At 49.9% G+C, this 22,981-nt stretch carries 22 protein-coding genes, 3 pseudogenes and 1 riboswitch; of the genes and pseudogenes, 22 read left to right on the forward strand and 3 right to left on the reverse strand.

Features of this window, described 5'->3' with window-relative positions; all coding sequences use genetic code 11:
- Nucleotides 1-201: 201 nt before the first annotated feature.
- Both HUX64_RS12370 and HUX64_RS12375 read right to left on the reverse strand, forming a co-directional pair.
- Nucleotides 202-489 carry a type II toxin-antitoxin system RelE/ParE family toxin gene (locus HUX64_RS12370; RefSeq protein ID WP_174626539.1) on the reverse strand — a complete coding sequence of 96 codons (288 nt, stop codon included), beginning with the start codon at nt 487-489 and terminating at the stop codon, nt 202-204.
- Nucleotides 476-727 (reverse strand): ribbon-helix-helix domain-containing protein, encoded by a 252-nt coding sequence (locus HUX64_RS12375; protein WP_174626540.1) that lies wholly within the window; start codon nt 725-727, stop codon nt 476-478. Before HUX64_RS12375 ends, HUX64_RS12370 begins: the two co-directional genes overlap by 14 nt.
- 222 nt (nt 728-949) lie before the next feature.
- On the opposite strand from HUX64_RS12375, the gene HUX64_RS12380 reads away from it, so the two are divergent.
- From HUX64_RS12380 to HUX64_RS12390, 3 genes and pseudogenes are all read left to right on the forward strand, one after another.
- Nucleotides 950-1,525 (forward strand): recombinase family protein, encoded by a 576-nt coding sequence (locus HUX64_RS12380; RefSeq protein WP_174626541.1) that lies wholly within the window; start codon nt 950-952, stop codon nt 1,523-1,525.
- A gap of 4 nt (nt 1,526-1,529) precedes the next feature.
- Nucleotides 1,530-3,176 (forward strand): annotated as a pseudogene (locus tag HUX64_RS12385) (transposase family protein).
- On the forward strand, nt 3,166-4,140 hold the full coding sequence (locus HUX64_RS12390; protein WP_174626542.1) for an ExeA family protein: 975 nt from the start codon (nt 3,166-3,168) through the stop codon (nt 4,138-4,140). The pseudogene HUX64_RS12385 and the gene HUX64_RS12390 overlap by 11 nt, the downstream one beginning before the upstream one ends.
- 367 nt (nt 4,141-4,507) lie before the next feature.
- Here the strand turns inward: HUX64_RS12390 and HUX64_RS12395 are convergent, their stop codons facing one another.
- Nucleotides 4,508-5,770 carry an RNA-guided endonuclease InsQ/TnpB family protein gene (locus tag HUX64_RS12395; protein ID WP_217426518.1) on the reverse strand — a complete coding sequence of 421 codons (1,263 nt, stop codon included), beginning with the start codon at nt 5,768-5,770 and terminating at the stop codon, nt 4,508-4,510.
- Here HUX64_RS12395 and tnpA point away from each other — a divergent pair.
- The 19 genes and pseudogenes from tnpA to HUX64_RS19750 all read left to right on the forward strand — a co-directional run.
- A pseudogene (tnpA, locus tag HUX64_RS12400) lies at nt 5,744-6,165 on the forward strand (IS200/IS605 family transposase). The gene HUX64_RS12395 and the pseudogene tnpA sit on opposite strands and share 27 nt — an antisense overlap.
- 158 nt (nt 6,166-6,323) lie before the next feature.
- The gene (gene relB / locus HUX64_RS12405) at nt 6,324-6,551 is read left to right on the forward strand and encodes a type II toxin-antitoxin system RelB family antitoxin (protein WP_174626543.1); all 228 of its coding nucleotides are present in this window, start codon (nt 6,324-6,326) and stop codon (nt 6,549-6,551) included.
- Nucleotides 6,535-6,801 carry a type II toxin-antitoxin system RelE family toxin gene (locus HUX64_RS12410; RefSeq protein WP_174626544.1) on the forward strand — a complete coding sequence of 89 codons (267 nt, stop codon included), beginning with the start codon at nt 6,535-6,537 and terminating at the stop codon, nt 6,799-6,801. Before relB ends, HUX64_RS12410 begins: the two co-directional genes overlap by 17 nt.
- A 563-nt stretch (nt 6,802-7,364) precedes the next feature.
- On the forward strand, nt 7,365-7,610 hold the full coding sequence (locus HUX64_RS12415; protein WP_174626545.1) for a hypothetical protein: 246 nt from the start codon (nt 7,365-7,367) through the stop codon (nt 7,608-7,610).
- A 118-nt stretch (nt 7,611-7,728) separates the two neighbouring features.
- Entirely contained in the window at nt 7,729-8,187 is a 459-nt protein-coding gene (locus tag HUX64_RS12420) for a hypothetical protein (RefSeq protein ID WP_174626546.1), read from the forward strand.
- Nucleotides 8,188-8,295: 108 nt separating this feature from the next.
- Nucleotides 8,296-8,589 (forward strand): TrbC/VirB2 family protein, encoded by a 294-nt coding sequence (locus HUX64_RS12425; protein WP_217426520.1) that lies wholly within the window; start codon nt 8,296-8,298, stop codon nt 8,587-8,589.
- A gap of 3 nt (nt 8,590-8,592) precedes the next feature.
- Nucleotides 8,593-8,955, forward strand: coding sequence for a VirB3 family type IV secretion system protein (locus tag HUX64_RS12430; protein WP_174626548.1), 363 nt, complete (start codon nt 8,593-8,595; stop codon nt 8,953-8,955).
- A 16-nt stretch (nt 8,956-8,971) separates the two neighbouring features.
- Nucleotides 8,972-11,482 (forward strand): VirB4 family type IV secretion/conjugal transfer ATPase, encoded by a 2,511-nt coding sequence (locus HUX64_RS12435; RefSeq protein WP_174626549.1) that lies wholly within the window; start codon nt 8,972-8,974, stop codon nt 11,480-11,482.
- 14 nt (nt 11,483-11,496) lie between these two features.
- The gene (locus tag HUX64_RS12440; protein ID WP_174626550.1) at nt 11,497-12,279 is read left to right on the forward strand and encodes a type IV secretion system protein; all 783 of its coding nucleotides are present in this window, start codon (nt 11,497-11,499) and stop codon (nt 12,277-12,279) included.
- A 12-nt stretch (nt 12,280-12,291) separates the two neighbouring features.
- A complete protein-coding gene (locus HUX64_RS12445; RefSeq protein ID WP_174626551.1) occupies nt 12,292-12,591 on the forward strand; it encodes a hypothetical protein in 300 nt (99 codons plus the stop codon).
- A gap of 24 nt (nt 12,592-12,615) precedes the next feature.
- Nucleotides 12,616-13,629 carry a TrbL/VirB6 family protein gene (locus HUX64_RS12450; protein ID WP_174626552.1) on the forward strand — a complete coding sequence of 338 codons (1,014 nt, stop codon included), beginning with the start codon at nt 12,616-12,618 and terminating at the stop codon, nt 13,627-13,629.
- 916 nt (nt 13,630-14,545) lie between these two features.
- Complete coding sequence (locus tag HUX64_RS12455; protein WP_174626553.1) at nt 14,546-15,268, forward strand: VirB8 family type IV secretion system protein; 723 nt, start codon at nt 14,546-14,548, stop codon at nt 15,266-15,268.
- Entirely contained in the window at nt 15,265-16,098 is an 834-nt protein-coding gene (locus tag HUX64_RS12460; RefSeq protein ID WP_174626554.1) for a TrbG/VirB9 family P-type conjugative transfer protein, read from the forward strand. Before HUX64_RS12455 ends, HUX64_RS12460 begins: the two co-directional genes overlap by 4 nt.
- On the forward strand, nt 16,091-17,314 hold the full coding sequence (locus HUX64_RS12465; RefSeq protein ID WP_174626555.1) for a TrbI/VirB10 family protein: 1,224 nt from the start codon (nt 16,091-16,093) through the stop codon (nt 17,312-17,314). The genes HUX64_RS12460 and HUX64_RS12465 overlap by 8 nt, the downstream gene beginning before the upstream one ends.
- Before the next feature lie 59 nt (nt 17,315-17,373).
- On the forward strand, nt 17,374-17,886 hold the full coding sequence (locus HUX64_RS12470) for a P-loop NTPase family protein (RefSeq protein ID WP_174626556.1): 513 nt from the start codon (nt 17,374-17,376) through the stop codon (nt 17,884-17,886).
- 114 nt (nt 17,887-18,000) lie between these two features.
- Nucleotides 18,001-18,085: riboswitch (cyclic di-GMP riboswitch) on the forward strand.
- A complete protein-coding gene (locus HUX64_RS20460; RefSeq protein ID WP_425484263.1) occupies nt 18,066-18,224 on the forward strand; it encodes a hypothetical protein in 159 nt (52 codons plus the stop codon). Its footprint overlaps the riboswitch before it by 20 nt.
- Complete coding sequence (locus HUX64_RS12475) at nt 18,221-18,811, forward strand: hypothetical protein (RefSeq protein ID WP_174626557.1); 591 nt, start codon at nt 18,221-18,223, stop codon at nt 18,809-18,811. The genes HUX64_RS20460 and HUX64_RS12475 overlap by 4 nt, the downstream gene beginning before the upstream one ends.
- Entirely contained in the window at nt 18,808-21,753 is a 2,946-nt protein-coding gene (locus HUX64_RS12480) for a fibronectin type III domain-containing protein (RefSeq protein ID WP_174626558.1), read from the forward strand. Before HUX64_RS12475 ends, HUX64_RS12480 begins: the two co-directional genes overlap by 4 nt.
- Before the next feature lie 430 nt (nt 21,754-22,183).
- A pseudogene (locus HUX64_RS19750) lies at nt 22,184-22,958 on the forward strand (IS256 family transposase); the annotation flags it as partial.
- Between the last annotated feature and the right edge of the window lie 23 nt (nt 22,959-22,981).

Below are 22,981 nucleotides of genomic sequence, written 5' to 3' on the forward strand. Positions count from 1 at the left end.
AGACCCAGAGCATACCGATGCTCAACTTCTGCATTGCGTCGTCAGCAGAGATTCGCGGAGCATGAAAACAGCCATTCCGGAACGTCTTCTTTCAGAAGAAGCCAATATCCGCAAAGGCTGATTAGGTCAAACGCGCATTTCGGTATTGTGTAGCACCGGACTTCCCAATGATTAAAATGGCGGCTGGCGGCACGACTACTGTTATAGCCAGTCTTCCGTATCCTGATGGCCTAAGATAGTCATGATTTCGACTATACCGCCATTGATCCGGTAATAAATGCTGTCGGTGCCATACACGCTACGCCTATATCCTGCGCGGATATTGTCAACGGCCTGATATAGATAAGGCTGTTCCGCGATTTGTGCAAAGCGATCAAGCAGCCCTTGATGATATTGCTCGGCTCTCTGATTTCCGTGCGTTTTAACGCCGTATAACCAGATCCTCTTCAAATCGGCGCGGGCTTTTTTCGAAAGTTTATAAGAGCCCATCTTGCCGTGCTTCTTCCTTGAAGTTGGCCAATAAATCGTCCGGTTGCTCGTCGATAAAACCGCTCTGTTCCGCTTTAATCAGTTCAGAACGAATATGCTCGATTTCAAGCTGCCGCCGCCGTGCCTGCCGGATAAGATCGTTAATCGCCTCGCTCTTACTGCGGTACTCTGCACTGGCCACTTGGGCTTTCAACCATTCGTTGTTGGGTTCCGATACGGATATGCTTTGTCTTACCATTGTCTGACCTTTCAAAAACAAGTTATACACCAATATAGCACCAATTTTGCACCCAATAAAACAAAATATAGCGTCCAGGAAACGGGCGTTTTCTGGACATGTTAACCTTCCACTTCCTGACGCCATCTGATAAGGCTTCCAGAGTCCATAAAACTATTCCACAAAACAAATTCCAGATATACTTTGTTCTTGAGACTTATTGGACTAGAGGATAGAGAAAATATGTTGATCGGTTATGCCAGGGTATCCACTGATGATCAGCATCTGGACTTGCAACGGGACGCGCTTGAAAAGGCAGGTTGCGAAAAGATTTATACCGATCAACAAAGTGGCGCCAGTACCGAGCGTCTTGGTCTGGCCAGCGCTCTTGAAATAGCCCGTGCAGACGATACGTTGGTGGTGTGGCGTCTGGATCGACTGGGACGCTCCTTGAAACACTTGATCCACTTGGTTGAAAAACTGGAACAGCAAGGCATTGGACTCAGAAGTCTGCAAGAAAATATTGATACCACCACCAGCGGTGGCCGGTTGGTGTTTCATCTGTTCGGCGCTTTGGCGGAGTTCGAACGCAATCTAATTCGCGAACGCACCCAGGCCGGCCTGTCGGCAGCGCGGGCGCGAGGACGGCAAGGTGGTCGGCCAAAGCTACTCGATCCTAAAAAGCGCGAGTTAGCGTTACGTCTTTATAAGGAACGTCAGCACAGCATCGCGGAAATCTGCCAAATCATGGGGATTTCAAAAAGCACCCTGTATAACTATCTGGCGGAGTTGGGTGTCAATGCCCGCGACGCGGCATAGTCCCATTCCGGCCGACTCGCTGTTGGCCTTGCGCCAACGGCTGGATCGACTATCACCCAAAAGTCCGGAACGCGCTACTCAGGTCAAATCCATCGCAGAACTCTACGGTGTTTCCACCGATACGGTTTACCGTTCGCTTCGAGATTTGCACAAACCCAAGGCCGCTCAGCGCGGCGACCGTGGCCAGCCGCGTGTGCTGCCGAAAGCGGAGTTAGAACGCTATTGCGAGCTGGTCGCAGCATTGAAGTTGCGTACGACTAACAAGAAGGGGCGTCATGTTTCCACTCGCCGAGCCATCGAACTGATGGAAGATTATGGTCTGGAAACCCCGCAAGGATTGATCCGTGTTTCCAAAGGACTATTAAGCGTCAGTACGGTAAATCATTACCTGAGCTACTGGAAACTCGATCAACCGTGATTGACCCGCCAGCCGCCGGCGGTTTGATTCCAAGCCGAATTGAGCAACGCTTGCTGGCAATTCGATATGTCGCCGTCCGAACTTAAACATGTTAATGCGCCATTGTGGATAGAACCCAACCGAGGTGCGCCGACCCTGATGCTATACAGCATCGTCGATGACCGCAGTGGCGTAGGATATGAGGAATATCGTTGTGTCTACGGTGAAGATGCCGAATCGGCGTTGCGGTTTTTGTTCAATGCTATGGCGCCCAAGTCCTACCTGCCGGATTTTCCGTTTCAAGGCATTCCGGACATGATTTACATGGATTGCGGCCCGGTGTCCAAGAGCCGGGTATTCCAGAATGTGATGGATGCCCTGGGTATTATTTGGAAAACCCACATGCCAGCCGGGAAAGATGGCCGTCGGGTTACGGCTCGCGCTACAGGCAAAGTAGAACGGCCGTTTCGTACCGTGAAAGAGGTACATGAAACACTGTATCATTTCCATCAGCCGCAGAATGAGGCCGAAGCCAACTTATGGTTGCAGCGTTATTTACTGGACTACAACCGGAAGCCGCACCGGAGCGAACCCCACACACGACTGGAAGACTGGCTCGCCAATTTGCCGGCAAATGGTTTTCGCGAAATGTGTTCCTGGGAACAGTTCTGCCGGTTTGCTCGGGAGCCGGAGCGGCATAGGGTGGGGGCTGATGCACGGATTTCGGTGGACGGCACTGCCTATGAAGTCGCGCCGGAACTGGCGGGCGAAACCGTGTTGCTGTTGTGGGGGTTATTCGACACCGAACTTTATGTCGAATACGATGGCAAACGTTCCGGTCCTTACGTTCCCATATCTAGTCCCATTCCTCTGAATCGGTACCGGGCCTTCAAGAAAACCACGGTTGATGAAAAGGCCGACCGCATTCGGCAATTAGCCGATCAGCTAGGGCTGCCCATTGCCGCCTTGACCGGCGCCACCGATTTACAATTGGAAAAGCCGGCGTCATTGCCGGAGGAATTGCCTCGGCAACCCTTCAACGCCGAACGCCAGGAATACCATTACCCCAGTAAGATTGCCGCCAAGCTGGCGATTGCCGATGACATTGCGAAGCCGTTAGCCAAGCTCACGCCCAATGATCGCGCTTTCATCGACAGCGTGCTTGCCGAAACTCTTGAACGAAACGTTGTGCTGGCACGTACTCGAGAATATTTTAGATGCCAAGAATCCCAAGGGGGACAACATGCGGGTTGAAGTGATGGACTATTATGGGCTGACCAAACCACTGAATCGCGCCGGTTATTACGAAACCGAACATCACAGTCAATTGTTCAAGAATATTCGCGGTGCTATCCATGAAGGCCGGATTATCGTTCTCTACGGCGTCGTTGGCAGCGGCAAAACCGTCACATTACGCCGATTGCAGCAACAATTGAAAGATGAAAATAAAGTCACCGTCTCCCGCTCACAAGCGGTGGAAAAGCACAACATTAAACTGAACACACTGATGGCAGCGCTGTTCTACGATCTTTCCACGGGAAAGAAGATCAGGATACCGTCCCGATCCGAGGACCGCGAACGGGAATTACAGGCGCTGGTTAAAAAGGGCAAACGCCCGGTGGCTTTATTTATCGACGATGCCCATGCCCTGAAAGATAAGGCCCTCACCGGAATCAAACGACTCATGGAAGTGATTGAAAGTGATGACGGATGCTTGTCAGTGGTACTTGCGGGTTGGCCCAAGCTGCGTAAGGATTTGCGCCGCCCCAAATTGGAAGAAATCGGCTTACGTACCGATATGTTCTCACTGGATGGCATCACTGGCAGCCAGCGCGAAGACATCAAATGGTTGCTCGGCCAATGCACAGAACGCCAGAAGGAAGGCGTGGAAACACTGATGACCGCCGATGCCATTGACCTCTTGGCGAGTCGGTTACGGACCGCCTTGCAGATTGAATGGCATCTGACTCAGGCATTTGAAGCGGGGTATCAATCAGGCGAAAATCCGGTCGGCGCTGAATTGGTAGAAACGGTGTTATCCAAGCATTTGGACGATATGGAGGCCACCATCACCCGGCAAGGCTATGGTCTGCGAGAATTGGTGCAGAACCTCGACGCAAAACCAACAGAAATCAAAGCGCTATTTGCCAACCAGCTCGATCCAATGCGTGCCAGCGAACTTCGAGATCGAATGCGCTTGGCGGGCTTGCCAATCTGAATTTACTGTGGTTTCAGTTGCAAATAATCCTGGTTTGCGCCGGATGATTGCAGGTCGGTACGGATGATTGCAGGTTCAGTTGCAAATAATCTCGGTTTGTACGCCCGTCAGTTGCAGTTAATTCCGGTCGAAAATTGCGCTGATTGCTGGTTTACGGGTTTTTAATTGCAGGTTGTTACAGCTAGGGGTTAAAAAGAAGAATAGAGGAGGCAGGGGAATCGATAGCCTTACATCGAATAGGGCAGCCAAAACCGATGAGGATTTACCCACAATGATCCGCTTTTTCGGGGGTAGATTGAAAGACCCTCACGAGGATCGATATGGTTGACATCCTCCCCTCCCTAAAGGAAGGGGATTCCTACGGCGCTTAAGCAGCTATTGCTTGAGTCGCTTCGGTGGGTTCTTGGCCCGACGCCCCAACAGCAGGCGAAGTATCTGCACAAGCTAACCGGGCGTGCCCCGCCCTTAGAACATTGATAGCGCCGACCAAATCGGCGTTTTCCTCGAAACCGCATTCAACACACTCGAACCGCGATTGGCTTAGCCGGTTCTCTTTGACGACATGGCCACAGCACAGACATGTCCGGCTGGTGTTTCTGGGCGGCACAGCGACGAGTTGCCCGCCGTTCCAGGCCAGTTTGTAGTCCAACTGTCGGCGGAACTCGAACCAGCCTTGATCGAGAATGGCTTTATTCAGTCCGGATTTGGCCCTAACGTTTTTGCCCGGTGTTCCGGTGGTGCCTGACGCTGACCTGGACATGTTCCGAACCTGCAAATCCTCGATACCCACCATCGCGTGGTTTTGGCTGATCGTGGCCGTGGCTTTGTGCAGGTAGTCGCGTCGGGCATTGCCGATCCGGGCATGGATAAGCTGGACGTTGGCTTTCGCTTTTTTCCAGTTGTTGCTGAACTTCTGTTTGCGGTTCATGGCTCGCTGAGCCTTCACCAAGGCTTTCTCCTGGTGTTTAAAGCTGTTGAGCGGGGCGAAATAGGAACCATCGCTCAGCGTGGCAAAACGGGCAATCCCCATATCGATACCGACTATAGCAGTCGATGGGTGCGCCGGCGTTTCAATCTCGCGCTCGGTTTGGATCGAGACGAACCATTTGCCTTGCTTGCCGGACACGGTGACGTTTTTCACAACACCCAACACTTCGCGGCTGTTGCGGTAGCGCAGCCAACCCAGTTTTGGCAGGAAAATTCGACTATTGGCCTGATCGAGCTTGTAGCCTTGTGGATAGCGAAAGCTATCCGCGTGGCCTTTCTTCTTGAAACGCGGAAAATCTGCGCGTTTGGCGAAGAAGTTAAGGTAGGCTCGCTCCAAATCCTTTAAGGTTTGTTGCAAGGGTTGGCTTGGTGATTCCTTGAGCCATGAAATGGCGGGGTCTTGTTTCCACAACGGCAACAGGTTTGCCAAGGTAGTGTAACTGAATTTGACTGTTTTGCCGGCAGCATACCGCTCATTCTGCCATGCCAATGCCTTGTTAAATACGAAACGGCAAGCACCGGCAAAGCGGCGCATATCGCGCCGCTGCTCGCCGCTTGGCAGTATCTGGAATTTATAGGCTTGCAAACGTTTCATGCTTTCCATTATATTTGGTCTATGGAAAAAAACAACGATATTAGACACGGTAGGCACTGTGTTTTTAATATGCACGTTCATTTGGTCTTTGTGACAAGATATTGAAAAGCAGCATTCACAAATGACATGCTTAGTTCACTGAGAGCCTATTTTGAAAAGGTCTGTGCCGGTTTTGATTGCGAGATTAAGGAATTTAACGGCGAAAAGGATCACGTTCACCTGTTAATCAATTATCCACCCACGGTGGCAATCTCAAAACTGGTGAACAGCTTGAAGGGCGTATCGAGCCGTATGCTTAGAAAAGAGTATGCGGAGGAGCTGAACCGGATTTACTGGAAAGGCGTGCTGTGGAGTCCCAGTTATTTTGCCGGTTCTGGTGGCGGGGCGGCGCGCCGCTATCCGTATTAAAGCAATACATTGAACAACAGCAACGCCCTGTTTAATGGGCTATCGCCCATGCGCCGCTACATCATCCACCTAAAGGAAGGTGTCTTGCGGTGCATTCCGATAAATCCACCTATTTGAATATCCACCCCGGCATAGGAGTGGCATGTTTATGATATAGTGAATACACGTATTCAAATTAAACAGAGGTCATGCAGTGGCTACATCAATTCGACTTACACCGGAAATTGAAAAGCGGCTCAACCAATTAGCCGGTCAAACAGGCCGCACCAAAGCGTTTTATTTGCGTGAGATCATCGAGAAAGGGCTTGATGATATGGAAGATTATTACTTAGCCGCTGATGTGCTCGAGCGGGTTCGAAAAGGGGAAGAGCGCGTCTATTCACTAGATGAAGTGGAGAAGTCGCTTGGCTTGGAAGATTGAACTATCTGAAACAGCAAGAAAGCAGCTTACCAAGCTCGATAAAGATGATGCTAAGAAGATTACGAAATTCCTGCGGCAACGGTTGGCGGTGATCGAGAACCCGCGTAGTACAGGTAAAGCGCTAACCGGGCCGCTTGGCGGTCTGTGGCGTTATCGTGTGGGTGATTATCGATTGATCTGTGAAATACAAGACAGCGTTTTGTGCATACTGGTAGTGAAGATCGGGAACCGACGAGAAGTGTATAAGTAAAGGATAGGAGGCCAAACATGGCTAAAGAAGTTCAGATGTCCATCAACATGGAACCGGAGCTACGCGACCAATTTAGGGCCGTTGCTGCTAATCGCCATCGCCCGCCGCTCAGATCATCCGCGACCTGATGCGTCTTTACATCGCCGACAGCGAGAAGCCCAATGCACTGACGGCGGAAACCATTCGTAAAGACCTAAATGATGAGGATGTATTCCATGCCTCGAATGCTTCCGACCTTTTCAAACAGCTAGAAATTTAAGACCACACCTCCACATTTTCGCGCCCGCGAAAATGCCGCCTGCAGAACCACACCACCATCCTCTATAGATATAACTATCTATTCTGGCCGGCATAGACAGCTATGACTATCGGAAAGCACCAACCTCATTTAATATAGATAACACCGGCTACGGATGGCAGTTATCCGCATCGGAAAAACTCCCATCTAACCAACCCCATAATCATAATAAATAGCTAAAAATAGCTCAAAAAGGAGTAAGACAGGCAAAACTGATTAAAATAACTTAAAAAGTCGCCCTGCGACGACCGCCTAAAAATAAACCATGGATCCTGAACAAAAAAAAGAACGAGAAAAGAATCAGAAAGAATTTCGCGCGATTCTGGAGAAATATGGCTTGACCCAGAAACAGGCGTCGGAATTGATAACAGCGGAAACCGGCCAGAGCGTGGGCCTTCGAAAAGTTCGCACGTGGCTGGCTGATCCCCAAATACCCTCATCAAGAAACTGCCCTGCATGGGCGTTGACGGCGTTAAAACGGGGGACCAAACAGCTCAAGCCTGTGGATTAAAACCGTTTAATAATAATCAAAAAATATATTGACATGGGCTCAATGAGCCTATAACATCGAAACCACTATCATATTTGGCCCAATTCTAAACGGGCGAACCCCCGCACTGAACGATATTATGTATACTCATTTTCGCACCGCGCTATTGATATACACCATCGGCGTTGTTACACCGACTCATGCACAGCTACTGGCCTCCACGGTTGACAGCGATCAACAATCCGCCCGCGATTCCGAAAAACTCACCATTTTGCAAGCTGAGTTGAGCGAGCAAAAACAGCTTGCCGCTAACCTTCAGCAAACTCGCGCGGTGCAACTTGCCGGCGCCAACAAAACCGAACTCGACAAAACCGAGTCCAGACTGGAAGAAGTTATCAGCAACATCGCCCAACTGCAACAGGAAATCGACGTGGCCCAAGGCAGAGCCAAAGCCGCGAAAACCATTGTGGTCAAACCCGTGAACTTCACCAAACCGGACGAAGTGAAAACCGCCAAAAGCGGTGAAAGCCAAGCGGTACCCGCTGCCGGCCCCTGGTGTGATTTGTACAACAGACAAAGTGCAGTTACCCCAAGATGAGCAACACAGCCGGATAAGTTTTCGCGCCCGCGAAAATGGGACAGCATTAAAAAGTTTTAATGATTAACTTTTAACTTTAAAAAATCCAATCCCATGGAGGAAAACCGCATGAATAAACCACCCCATAAATTCATTCAACAACTCATTATCGCTGTACTCTGCCTGAGCGTTGAGCGCCTAGCCTACGCCGCAGGCCCGTTCACCACCGGAGCCGACGCACTCTCAACCGACTTGCTTGCCATCCTCACCCCCGTAGCCGTCATTGCGGTAATGGTACTCGGAACATTGGCCTGGTTCGGTCGCGTATCGTGGGTGTTAGCCGTCAGTAGCATGGTCGGCATCGTCCTCGTATTCGGCTCACAACAAGTTGTGACCTCGCTACGCGGCCTGTTTGGAGTTTAACCCGTGTCTCGCAACAACGGATTGCAAGCCGATCCCTTGTTTGTTGCGGCTACCCGTCCCCCCATGCGTTTCGGTGTCACTAACGGAGGCATGGTACTAGGGGTGATGGCGGTCGTCGAAATGTTTTTGATAACGCGAAACCTGCTGTGGCTACTCGCCTACATCCCTATTCATGGCGTACTGGCCTTGCTGCTAATGCACGAATGCCGGTTTTTCAATCTGCTAACGCTATGGGCCAGAACCAAAGGACTAAACTGGTTGAAGGGCAATAGCAAACAATGGAAAGCCAGCAGCTATACCCCCAACCGCTACAACCTGCCCAATTTCAAAGGGCGGCGCAAATTACCGCCCCGCTTTTCACCTTAACCGCAAAGGGAAATCCATGTCGGCCTTACCAGATTTAAAAAACTACAAAGCACTTTTACGCGAAGAGGCCGCCGCCTTACACATCCCATACACCATCCACATTAACGAGCACGTCGTCAAAACCCATAACGGCTATGTCATGGCGTTCAAACTCGCCGGCATCGGCTTTGAGAATGCCGACGATGAACAGCTCAACAACTGGCACGAACGCCTAAATGTGTTTTACCGCAACCTCGCAAAACCCAATATATCCCTTTGGCAAACCGTGGTTCGCCATCGTGAGGACGCCTACCCCGAAGGTGAATTCGAACCGGGCTTTGCAAGCGACCTCAACGAAAAATACCGAAAACGGATCTCGCAAGAAATCCTCATGGTCAACGATATTTATGTGTCCATTGTTTATAGACCGCAACCAGGACAGGTCGGCAAAACTGCCATGAGCTTTCTCAACCGCCTCAATAAAGACACCCCGAGGCAGGAGCAAGAAGAAGCGCTGGAAGAAATGACCAAACTGCAACAGCACGTCATGGCCGCGCTTAACCGATACGATCCCGAACCATTGGGGCTATACAAAAAAGGCCCACACTATTATTCAACCCTGTTGGAATACTTCGGCCTGCTCATCAATGGCGAATGGCAACGCATCGCCCTACCGCGCTCCCCGCTTAACGAAGTATTGGCAACCTCCCGGTTATCGTTTGGCTCCGAGGCCATTGAATACCGCAGCGCCACCGAAACCCGCGTCGCCGCCATCTTGGGCATTAAAGAGTACCCGACGCCCAGCGTCGTTGGCATGTTTAACGGCCTGTTAAAAGCCCCGTTCAGTTTCATACTCACCCAAAGTTTTACATTCATTACCAAAGCCGCCGCACAATCGCTGTTGGTCAACCAATACCACCGCATGACGAACATTGGCGATTTAGCCCGCAGCCAAACTGAAGACCTCGCAACCGCCATTGATCAAATCTCAGGCAACGAGATTGTAATGGGGAATCATCATTTTTCACTGCTCATTCAAGGCGAACCCTTCGAAGGCGTCAAGGAAGCCGAAAACCAACCGCGTCTGCGCGAACTCAACACCAATGTTGCCTGGGCCAAAACCGTACTGGGCGATACCGGCATGACCGTAGCCCGCGAAGACCTTGCCATCGAGGCCGCATTCTGGGCACAGCTCCCCGGCAACTTCGCGCATCGAACCCGGCTATCGCCCATCACCAGCCGCAATTTCGCCGCCATGGCTCCTTACCACAACTACCCTGTAGGCCGGGCTACCGGCAATCATTGGGGCGACGCCATGGCCGTATTGATCAGCAATGCTAAAAGCAATTACTATTTTTCACTCCACGCCAGCGACCCTAAAGATGCCGCCGGCGGCAATAAAAAAGACGTTGGCCACACCTCCATTTACGGTCAAGTCGGCTCCGGTAAAACCGTACTGATCGGGTTTTTGATCTGCATGAACCAAAAGCTCAATACCACCCAAGTGATCTTTGACAAAGACTACGGCCTTGAAATTCTGATCCGCGCCTTGGGCGGCTGTTACCTGCCCATCCAAAACAAAAAACCGACCGGTTTTAACCCGCTGCAACTAGAGCCGACCCCTAACAACATCGAATTTATGAATCAATGGATACAGCAGCTCGCCTACCATCCCGACAAACCCCTATCCGTTCGAGAAACCAAACAAATCACAGAAACGATTAATGGCCTATTGGCCCCTGAAATCGACCGCAAATACCGCTGTTTATCGCGGTTTGTCGAATTTCTCGAAAAGCAAGGCGCCGCAGCCACCGAAGGGCTGTATGCCCGCCTGAGCAAATGGTGTGTCAGTACCGGCGGCGAATATGCCTGGGTCTTCGATAATGAAAATGATATAGCGCTCCAGCTCATGGATAAAAGCCCGCTGATCGGCTTTGACGTAACCGACTTTATCGACAACAAAACCACACGCACCCCGATAACGATGTACCTGTTCCACCTCACGAAAGAACTGATGGACGGCAGGCGATTGATTTGCTGGATGGATGAATTTTGGAAACTACTCGATGACCCAACCTTTCAGGAGTTTTCCAAAGACGGCTTAAAAACCGCCCGTAAGAAAAACGGCGCTTTTGCATTCGCCACCCAAAGCATAGGCGATAGCCTACAAAGCTCAATTAGCCGCGATTTGGTTGAGCAAACCTCCACGAAAATCTTTTTCCCGAACGATACTGCGCGGCCAGAGGAATATATCGACATGCTCGGCCTTAGCGAACGCGAATACCTGTTGATTAAACAAGAGCTCGAACCCGGAAGCCGTCAGTTTTTAGTTAAACAAGGCAACAGCAGCGTCGTCTGTGAGCTGGATTTAAAGGGCTTCGACTTCGAGCTGGATGTTATATCGGGCCGCGCGCATAACGTCGAAATAGTGCGCGAACTCATTGCCGAAGTGGGCGACAATCCCGCCGACTGGCTCCCGCTTTATCAACAAAACCCACACCGAAAAAAGACCGAAAAAGCCGAGAAAACCGTCATCGCCGTTCAATAACCCCAGGGGTCACCATGAAATCAACAATCGTCACCTACAACTCCCTGCTTGCCGCCGCAATAACCCTAACATTATTCAGCACCAACGCTAATGCATTTGACATTGTAAACGATCCGGCACACATGGCCGAAACCATAGCCGGTTTCGCGGAAGAACATGCCGACTCCATTGAACAGCTCACCACCCTGACGAACCAGCTTCAACAACTACAGCAGACCTATCAAATGGTCACATCCACTTACAACGGACTGACCGGCAACCGGGGATTCGGTGCAGTGCAAACCATCACCAATGCCGCTCGCAACTATCTACCGGCTAACACCACGGGCATGATGGATGCTATCGATGGTTTGAGTAACACTTACGGCTACATGAGTAACCAAGTGCAGACCTTCACCAATCAAAATTCCATCCTCTCACCTGGAGCCGTGACAGCGCTTAACATGAACGCGAATCAGCTCAAATTATTTTCTCAGCGCCGTAAAAACAACGCCGCCGTACAAGCCATAGCCGCGCAAAGCATGGACGCTGCCGGACAGAGATTTAACTACATTCAGCAATTGATGAACCAGGTCAACACCACAAACGACCCCAAAGGCATCGCTGAACTGCAAGCGCGGATTGCCGGCGAACAGGTGATGTTACAAAACGATCAGAGTAAAATGAATCAAATGTATGCCTTTTTGCAAAATCAGGAGCGCATCAATCAGCAACAAATGCGGGAGTTGGGAGTGCAGCAAATCGGCCACACTCGTAACCTCGTACAGCCAAACTATACGGTGTACAACAACCCATAAAGGGGACAAGAAATGACCAAAAACTTAACAATTTTAACCACCATCGTGTTAACGGCCGCCACGACGGCCGGCGGCACGTACTACCTGACCACTAATGGACAGGCGAGCAACAACCCGGAAAATGCGCCAATGGCCGTAACACCACAAATAGAGAATGGGCAACAGGTGATCCGCGTAGCCACACAGGACGCCGATAAACCGATCACTATTATTGTTAAAACGGAAGTGAAGGAAAATCGGCCAAAGCGCGATCATATCGGTCATATCCGTGATTTAAAACAACCGGAGTACGGGGTATTCCAGGGAAAATAACGTCATACCTACGGGAATAATGACATGGGATTTTTTTTACAATTCTGGACGTACCTACAGGAAAATGTATTAGGGACGGTGGGGGAAGTAACCGCCAATATAGCGAGCAGTATCGCTCCGGTGGCTGTCACGTTTGCGACCATGTATGTGATGGTATGGGGGTATTTACATTTACGTGGGGCAATCGAAGAACCGATTATGGACGGGGCCAAGCGGATCATCCAGTTGGCAGTGATTTTCGCCGTAGCAATCGATTTATGGGAATATAACGCCGTTTTTATAGACTTCTTTGTGTCCACTCCAGCAGCATTGAGCAACGCGATTATTGGTGGAAATGTGGCGATAACCGCTGTCGATAACATCTGGAAAGATGGCAGTACTGTGGCGGAATCGTTAATGACGCAAGGCGGCATTATGAATGGTAATTTCGACTTTTATATCGCCGGCTTTGCTGTCTATTTATTCGTCGGCGCAATTTGTATCTGGATAGCCTATTTGTACTATTTATCGTTAGTGGCTGTGGGATTGTTGTTGGCCGTCGGTCCATTACCGATATTAGGGTTAATGTTTGCCACCACCAAACGCTTCTTCGAAGCATGGATCGCACAACTCGCAACTTACGCACTGCTTATTATTATCGCGTCAGTAGCAGCAAAAATACTCCTTGGAATGCTCAATACGTATGCCACAACAGCGGCGGCGCTGGGAGCGGGGATAACAGTGGCCGAGTCCATTCAACTGTGTTTGGTATCAGGATTTATTCTGATCATCATGCGACAGGTACCAACCATCGCAGCCAGTTTAGGCAGTGGCGTTGCCCTCGGTACATTCAACGTATTGAGTCGGTTGTTAAAAGGAGCCGGTGGCAGCGCTGGGCGCACGTTGTACGAATTCAGTCGCGGTGTAGCCGACGGTCGGGCCGGTGAAAAACCCAGCCGCTACCAATCTCTAACCCGCAATATCGGCAACCGCTTAGGCTCCAGAAGCCAGCGGTCCGCGCAAACGGGCGGCAAAATCGCACGAAGCAATGTTTTTTAACGATGTGAATTTTCGCGCCCGCGAAAAAATGACCACGAAGTGAGTGACCAATGAATTTTAAAAACAAACGCTGGACGCTGTATATCCTATTCGGTGCGGTTTTTACCGTGATATGAGGCGTCTGGTCTGATTACAGCATATCGCAATGGTTGGCCTGTTGGCCATTGGCCACCGCCGCTAGCCGAGCCGCCGCGCACCTCATCAAATATCAATATCTTACACCCCAAAAGACAGCCCCATAATGGCGCTACACGACAAAATACTGAGCGGTCATGCCGCGTCTGACTGATTAAAAACCACTTCGCATGTTGCCTTGGCACGCGATCCGGTCGATGGGGCTAATGACGCCGAAGCATTGCTGAATGCGCTAAACAAAAAACTCGATGCGCTCATGCCCTCGGCATAAATTGTTCGGGTGCGGCGGTGAGGTCGCCGCAATCAATTACTCAAACACCAAGGTAATCCCGAACGAACCACAACCAAGAACGTGATAAAAATCAGCAAGAATTTCGCGAAATTCTCACTAAATACGGCCTTACGCAAGATCAAGCCGTCGAGTTGATCACCTCAGAAACCGGCCAAAAAGTAGGCCCCAAGAAAATTCCCTCATGGCTCTCAGACCACAAAATCCCCTCATCCAGAACCTGCCTAACATAGGCGTTAACGACCCCGAAACGAAAAACCGAAACACTAAAACAGAGCTGAGAAAAATATACTTGACATAGGCTTAATGAGCCTATGCCATCGACTCAACCTAACACCTAACTATCCCCGTCGTCATGAACCACAACTCTCCCAACCGCCTTGTTGTTGTTCTCTATTTGTTCATTTTCTTAACCGCCTGTAGCTCAACCAAGCCACTACCGCGCTGCACCGAGGATTTCACCCCTATCAATGCTCAGCCGGCAGTGCACTCATGAAACGCGATCCTCAACTCGAAAGCTATTTGCAAGAGGCGAGTTCATGGGAAGCCGACAAGCTCCGCGACGCTCTCAAACAAAATAAATATCTGCGCTGGATCATCATCGGCTTGATCGCTATCGCGGCCAGCCTAGCGTGGGCGATTAAAGGGCTAACGCCGTTGAAAACCACTCAGCCCTATGTGGTCCGAGTGGATAACTCTACGGGGATTGTGGACGTTGTGCCGATCTACAACGGCGAAACCGAGCTTAACGAGCTTGTCACGCGCAACCTGCTAACCCACTACCAAACCGCACGGGAACGTTATTTCTACGCGATTGCGGAAACCGACTACGAATACCTTGGCGCATTCAACAACGCCAAACTCAATGACGAATGGGCGCGGGATTGGTCGGAAAGCAACCCAGAATCGCCGCTTGTGAAATACAAGGATGGCACGACAGTAAACGTACACGTCAAGGGCATTACCTTTTTGGAACCGGACAGCGGCGCACGGGATACTGCGCAAATCCGCTTTACCACCGAAATACGGAAAGGCGGCAGCGGCACACCACAAATCAAACACTGGTTGTCCACCATCAAATATGTCTATGGCGAACCATCAAAAGATGACAAGGAACGCAGTTTGAACCCGATGGGATTACGCATTATCAGCTACCATAAAGAGCCGGAAGTCATTGCCGGGCCACCGCGGATCCTGGGCGGAAGCCAAAAATGAGAGCAGTTGCCAGAATGACCGCCGTATCGCTGCTGTTGGCGTGGGGAACGGCAGGTGTAGCGGAGATTCGTCCAATGCCGGGTCTCACAGATCCCAGAGTGCGTGAAGTCGTTTACGACAAAGACGATGTAATTAAACTAATCGGCTATGTCGGCTACCAAACCCATTTACGCCTTGCGCCCGATGAGCAATTCATTGGCGTAGGGGCAGGGGATACCGGCGGGCTGGATATTACCGCAGACGGTAACGATACCTGGATCAAGCCGAAAGCGGAATTGGTGCGCACCAACATCGACGTAAAAACCAATTTGCGGGTGTACCACTTCGATTATGAAGTGCGGAAAAACCCGCCGAAAAACCGCAACAGCATGATTTACTCAATATCATTCCGTTACCCGGAGGACGAAGAGCGGCAACGCGACAAACCGCTCGCCAAAAACAGCCTGCGCGACAAGCTGCATGCAGTGGCCTACAAAACGAATCGGGATTATTGGTATTGCGGTAGTCCATCGATGAAACCCGTTGAAGCCTACGACGACGGCATACAAACCCATATCAAGTTTAGCGCCCATGCCGAATACCCGGCCATCTTTGCCGAAAACGAAGACCAGACGGAAGCATTGATCAATTACCACATTGATCCGGACACGGATGAAGTTGTTGTCCACCGCATCGCCCGCCACTTTATTCTGCGTCGCGGCGAATTAGTCGGCTGCATAGAGAACCGGCGGTTTACCGGCGGCGGCAAGCGCATGACCTCCGGCACGATCAAAGACGACGTAATCCTGAAAACACAACCCACAGAAAACGAGGCCGCCGGCCATGAGTGAAACTCACATGGATAATACCGAACAAGTCGCGGGCGAACGCCGAATCCCCAGCGTCTCACAAGCTCAATCGGTTCAATCAAAACTCAACAATATTTTTGCCATCGGCTTGATTGTTTTGCTCGGAGGCGGATTCCTAACGTGGTACTACAGCAACATTGCCGCTAAACAAAAACTGACCGAAGACGCCAAACGCAAACAGCAAGCGCAATTGTTACAAGCCAACGGCAGCTTGCCTAAACTGGGAGCCGTCCCGTTTCCAACCCAACCACAACCCGCCGCCCCGAAACCGCCGGAACCGCTCAATGCCGGCAATCTTTTCGGGCCGCCCGCCGAAAGCGCCGAAACCGGCGGTTACAACAATGGCCAACCGAAACCCAAAACTCCGGAAGAACTGGCCGTAGAACGCCGCTTGAACACGCCGGTATATGTCAAATCCGGCTTGCAGAACGGCGCAAATGCAGTGACGCCGAACAAAGGCCGCACCACGGGACAAAACACAGCGCTGGCCGGCAATACGGGAGGAAATAGCACGCCTTTGGGCGATGCGCTTGAGCCAACCACCCTGGCCACTGCCCGCGCTCAAATGTTGCCGACATTGACCTACCTGATTCCGAAAGGACGGAAAGGCGACTGTACGCTTGAAACCGCCATTGACTCCCAACTACCTGGGCTTGTGACCTGCGTACTGGCGTATGACATCTTCGGGGCAGGCGGCAAAGTACCGTTGTTGAAACGAGGCACTGCCATTAACGGTGAAACAAGGGCAAGCGTGCAGCAAGGCCAAAACCGCCTATTCGTCATCTGGACGCAAGCCCGTACCGAACATGGTGTCATTGCCCAACTCGACTCGCCGGCGACCGATGCGCTGGGTAGATCGGGCATTGCCGGCGAAGCGGATAACCATTTTTGGGATCGCTTCGGGGCGGCGATACTGATTTCAGTTATCAATGGCGTGATTCAGGCGGGCAGCAATTATGCGAGCGGTGCGGGCAATAGCGGCGGCACGACTTTTAACTACAACACCCAGCAGCCCAACAGCGTCATGACTGAGGTATTGCGAAGCACGGTCAACATTCCGCCTACCCTCAATATCCCGCAAGGCGAACGCATCCAGATCCTGTTTGCCCGCGATGTTGATTTTCGCTCGGTGTACTCACTGGAAGACAAATATCAGTACATCCACGACGAAACCGAAGCCAAATACCGGGTAAATTAAAGCTATATTTTCGCGGGCGCGAAAAATTCAAAAATAAAACCAACCAAAGGCGAATTAAAATGGCCCACAGAAGCGATAACGTTGAATACCTGAGTGCATTACATCTTTACCTGGCATCCCTGCGCTTCATACTGGATGACGACGACGTAACCAAAGTTTGCATAAACAAACCGTATGAGGCGTATGTCCAGCGTTATAGCGCCAAAACATCTGAAAAATTGCCGTTCGCCTCGCCCTGTTGGTGTCGGAACATGGCGAACCTGGTCGCCAACAAAACCGCGCAAGGCGCAGACGAAAGCACCCCCTTGTTATCCGCAGACCTGCCTACAGGCGAGCGGATACAGTTTGTGTTACCGCCCGCCGCCGAACACGTTTCCATCACGATCCGCCGGCCATCGAAAACGGTATGGACACTCGATGAACTCGATGAAAGAGGGTTGTTCAGTGAATGTAAAGATGCCAGCGATGAACTCGACGCAGTAGAGCTGGAATTGCTCGAACTAAAGGAAAAACGCCAATATAAAGATTTTACCCGTCTCGCCATTCTGGCAAAAGACCTGTCCTTAATATAACAGACAATTGCTCTAGTTGTTTCACTTGAAATTACAATATCTTCTACTATTCTTTGAAAAGGAACTGAAAAAAGCTATAGCAAAAATCCTTCCTTGCCTTATATCGGCAAATTAATCTGAAAAAGGCAAAACCATCGAAAGGTGGTGACGCAAAATTACCAGTCTAAAGGAATTTTCCTATGACAGTGGGATCGCCAGAATCAAAATGTAGTTTAGAAGCTTATAAACGTTCAGTTGTTCATGAATTTTTAGAGAGTCTTTTGAATTACTTCAAGTTGATACTGTTCACCCAATGTAGGAACTCCTCGGACCTAAATTATTTAGGAGAAGAGTTGTGAAAACTAACATTCAAGATAGTAAAACCAACAGAAAAAAATTACTAAATCTAAAGAAAACTCGTTATTCGAGAGCTTTAAAACAATACCAATTTATCGATTCCTCGTACAGTTCAATTACCCGCTTAAAGGGTGTCGCTTTATTTACAGTTTTAACTTTGGGTCTAATGAGTAAACCTTATCTTGCCCATGCAGACAAAAACTCTGTTACTTCAAGTTTACAGACAGTTGCTAAATCATATGCTCAGGAACTTGGTGACGTGCTTGCGCAAGATCACTGGACCAGAATTGAATTTAGCACAATTTATATTGATCCAGTCGTGGTAGTCGAAGGTTTAACAGCCAATGCAGATAACCCCTATGTGGTAGGTATTCGTAATGTAGATGAGATGGGTTTTGAAATCAGGTTTAAAAGTTGCGCCAATTCCAACGGCATCCCCGTTCAGGAAAAAGTTAATTATAGCGTTATTGAGAAAAGTAAGTTACCGTTAACAGAAGACGCTAACGCTAAAGTTAGACAGCAATTTTCATGGGGCCAATGTGCTACACCCATTGAAACTCAAGATATAACGACCGGGAGAGTATCATGAAAACGCTGCGCTTTTTAGCTCTCACCCTGACTCTTTTAACAGTCAATGTCGCGTTTGCAGCTAACGAAATTCACTGGACCGTTACCGGCCCGAATTCGGTCACTTTTAACTGGCGTGGAACTGCTGCAGAAAAAACGATTGGCTATGGACTTACCTCCGGAGCTTATACTACGGTAACTGCAACGACGCCCAATCCAGTTCCTGTTTCCTCCAAGGGCCCTTTCTGGGAAGCAAAGTTAACAGGTCTAACAGCAAATACCCGTTATTATTATAAAATAGGCACAATGCCTGAGCGTAGCTTTCGCACTCCACCTACTCCGGGTAGTTCCAATTTTAACATTTATGCACAGGGCAATATTGGCAGTAGTTCGACTTATTTCAATACTGGCGCAGTTCAGGATCTTATCGCTAATGATCTGCCTTCCTTTGTCGTCGGATTAGGTGATCTTACTCTCGGAACCCTAGATGGAAGAGCAGCTGTTGATCAACATTTTAACGATATTATGGTTTGGTCTAAAGAAGCCGCCTATATGCCAGTCTGGGGTGATATGGATACGGTTTCATCCACTAATGATAATTTTAAAAACTACAAAGGCCGTTTCGCTGTTCCTAATCCACAAACATCCCCGGGCTCTCCATTAGCGGGAGGTGAAGACTGGTACTGGTTTGATTACGGTAACGTCCGCTTTATCACTCTTCCTGAACCCTGGACGGGCGCTTGGGCGGACTGGAAAACAAAAGCAGATGCTCTTATGGCTAAGGCACAAGCCAATCCAAATATCAAATTTATTGTCACTTTTGTACATAGAGCCGCCTATTCATCTGCTCATTATACCGGATTGTCTTCGCTTAAAGATATCCTGGATTTGCTAGGAGACACTTATAGCAAGTACAAGTTAAATGTCAATGCGCATAGCAATAATTACGAACGCACTCTACCGCTGCATGGTATTACTCATGTTACTGCCGGAACGGGGGGGGCTGATCTTGATCAAGATGGGACTTGCTTGTGGTTAACCTGCACAAAACCTGAGTGGTCCGCTTTCCGTGCCATTCATCATGGCGCGTTGAAATTACATTTCACCAGTTCCAGCATAGAAGGATCGTTTATCTGTGGTCCTGCTATGGATGATGCAATCAATGACGTTAGTTGCACAGAAGGCAGTGTCGTTGATAAATTCGTAATTGGCGGTCCAGTGATCAGCGCAGTCTCAGCATTCAGCATTACTCAAGACGGTGCGAAAATCTCCTGGATACTTGACCAACCTGCTACGGGTCAGGTCGAGTATGGAACAACGACATCGTACGGGCAGATGTCGACGAAGGAGACATCATTTAATTACACCACGCATATACAACAACTGTCGGGATTGGCTCCAGCCACGCTGTATCACTTCCGTGTTCGCTCTGCCAATCAGGCTGGCCTTGAATCTGTATCTGGAGATTTCACTTTTGCTACCACGGCTGCCATGGACATCACTGCTCCATCAGTGCCCGCTTATCTTACAGCAACGGCTATTTCATCAACTCAAATCAATCTTTCATGGGGGGCGAGTACAGATAATGTTGGAGTTACCGGTTATAAAGTATTCAGAAATGGCACCCAAATAGCCACAGTAACGGGAACTTCTTACTCTGACACTGGACTTGCAGCGTCCACTATCTACTCATACACGGTTTTATCCTATGATGCCGCAGGGAACAACAGTTCAAACAGCGTAAGTGTAAGTGCAAAGACAGCTCCATTACCCGCGGCTCTATTACCCGATGTTATCGTCACCTCGGTCTCATATGCCAACGGCATCTTCACCAACACGGTGAAAAATCAGGGTACCGCAGCAACTCCTGCAGGCACACTCATCGGCGTAGGATACTCGGTGGATGGCGTTTGGAAAACCTGGGGCAGCGTAAACGGCCCTCTGGCCGCGGGAGCCTCTGTCACCATCGGCACTGGCGGCGCACCCTATACCATTCCGACGGGCACGCATACGATTGATGCTTATGTCGATGACATCAACCGCTTTGCGGAGTTGAGCGAAACCAATAATCGGCTTTCGATTGGGCTTTCTGTTGGCGGCACTGCCTCAATCGCATCCAAACCAGTCTTCGGCTTCGCCGGACATTTCTGGGGACCATATGCCAATACTTCCGGTGCGACTGTACTCGACCTTGTTAAGCAAGTGGGTGGCGGTATATACCGAGCCGACCTCGGGACAAATACGTATGGGCTCGCCGATCAATTGGTTGCGGCGGCACCATCGCGGAATATCCAATTAATGGCCATACTTTTTAACGGAGGTGAGTACGACTACAATTCAAGCTTCAACGAAGCCAAAGCCTTCGCCCAAAAATACGCGGGTAAAATACAGTATTATCAGGTTTCTAATGAAAGAGACATTCACTCCGGAGCGGTCGCTGGGGATGGCGTTAATCCCGGCGATTACAATACTGCGGGATATATCGTCTCAAGAGAAATGATTAGAGGACTGATTGACGGAGTGAAGTCGGGCGATCCGAACGCCAAAACGATTGTTAACTTTACCTGGCTTCACTATGGCTTCATCCAGCGCCTCGTAGACGACGGGGTTAAATTCGACATTATTGGTGTTGATTGGTATTGGGAGGACATCACGAAAGTGAAAGGCAATTTCGACCTGTCGGCATATCTTAAAATTAAATTCAACAAACCGATCTTTGTTACGGAATGGAACCGATGGGAAGGCAGCACGGGCGGCAATGAAACTGCACAGGCAAACTATATTACGCAACATGTAGCATCAATGTGCAACAATCCAAATATAAGCGTGGCCACCGTGTATGAATTGCTTGACGAACCGGGGGCTGGAGGTTTTGAGGCAAACATGGGCTTGATGTACAATACTACCTCGCCAAAGCCAGCCTATAACGCTTTCAAGACAGCTATCGCCGGTTGCCAAAAATAACGGCATTCAATCCGATACTATTATTCATCAACTCGTACAATCTTGTTATAGCGAGCAATAAGGAAACATCTCTACGGGATGAAGGATTGGGAAGGGCTCTGCATCCTCTTCCCAATCCGCGCCCGAGAAAGCATATTCGCTTTGCTTGTTGCAGGCGCTTCTTCGGCCTAAAGGCCGAGGTCTAAACCAGCAAGAAAAATTGATTAAAATCAATTTAAGTAAATAACACCATTTCTTTGATAACTATTTTTTAATAAGGTAGCCCTGGCGAATCACTCATTCACCTTCACACCCCATTCTTTTGCGTTACCTTTCGCCGTGGTGATCTTCATTTATGCTGTTACTCGATCTTGACAATCTTTATCTCAGCAGAGGTCGCCGCCTCTTCCAAACAGAGCTGTACATCAGATTTACTTATAACTCCCAGGACTGGACCGGACGCGACTTGCACCCAAATCGCTACGTTTACGTTTGGGCCGATGGCGTCTACAGCCATGTCCGTATGGATGACCTCTTATGCCTGCTGCTGGTGATCATCGGTTCTGATGAAAGCGGACGCAAAGAACTGTTGGCTTTGGCCGATGGTTACCGTGAATCGGCGGCAAGCTGAGAAGACGTGCTGACGGATTTGAGGCAGCGAGGACTTAAGGTGGCGCCTAAGCTCGCCATCGGCGATGGGGCGCTGGAATTTTGGAAAACGGTCGGTAAACTCTGGCCGGAGACTGACCAGCAGCGCTGCTGGGTGCATAAAACGGCCACTCTGCTGGAGAAACTGCCGAAAGCTATGCAACCCAAAGTCAAGGATGCGCTGCATGCGATCTGGCAGGCGGAAACCCGGGAAGCCGTTTATTAAGCCTTTGATCACTGCCTGGAACGGTTCGAGCCGAACTACCCGAAAGCGACGGCGTGCCTGACCAAAGTCAAGGACGCCGCTAGCTTTTTACGATTATTCGGCCGAAAACTGGCCGCACATCCGGGCCAGCCCCGATTGAATCCGTCTTCGCCACTTTCAGACTGAGAACGACTAAAACGAAGCATTGCGGCAGCCGGACGACCACCTTGGCGATGGCGTTCAAGTTGATGAAAACGGCCCAGAAAAAATGGCTGCGCTTAAGAGGCTATCAGCGCCTGGCGGAGGTTATCACCGGCTCAAATTCGTCAACGGTATTAAACAAACTGGAGATCAACAACAGTACGCCGCTTGATTCTCTATACACCAGATTTGCAT

It is taken from the genome of Candidatus Methylobacter favarea (assembly GCF_902806695.1).
Taxonomy (GTDB): Bacteria; Pseudomonadota; Gammaproteobacteria; order Methylococcales; family Methylomonadaceae; genus Methylobacter_B; species Methylobacter_B favarea.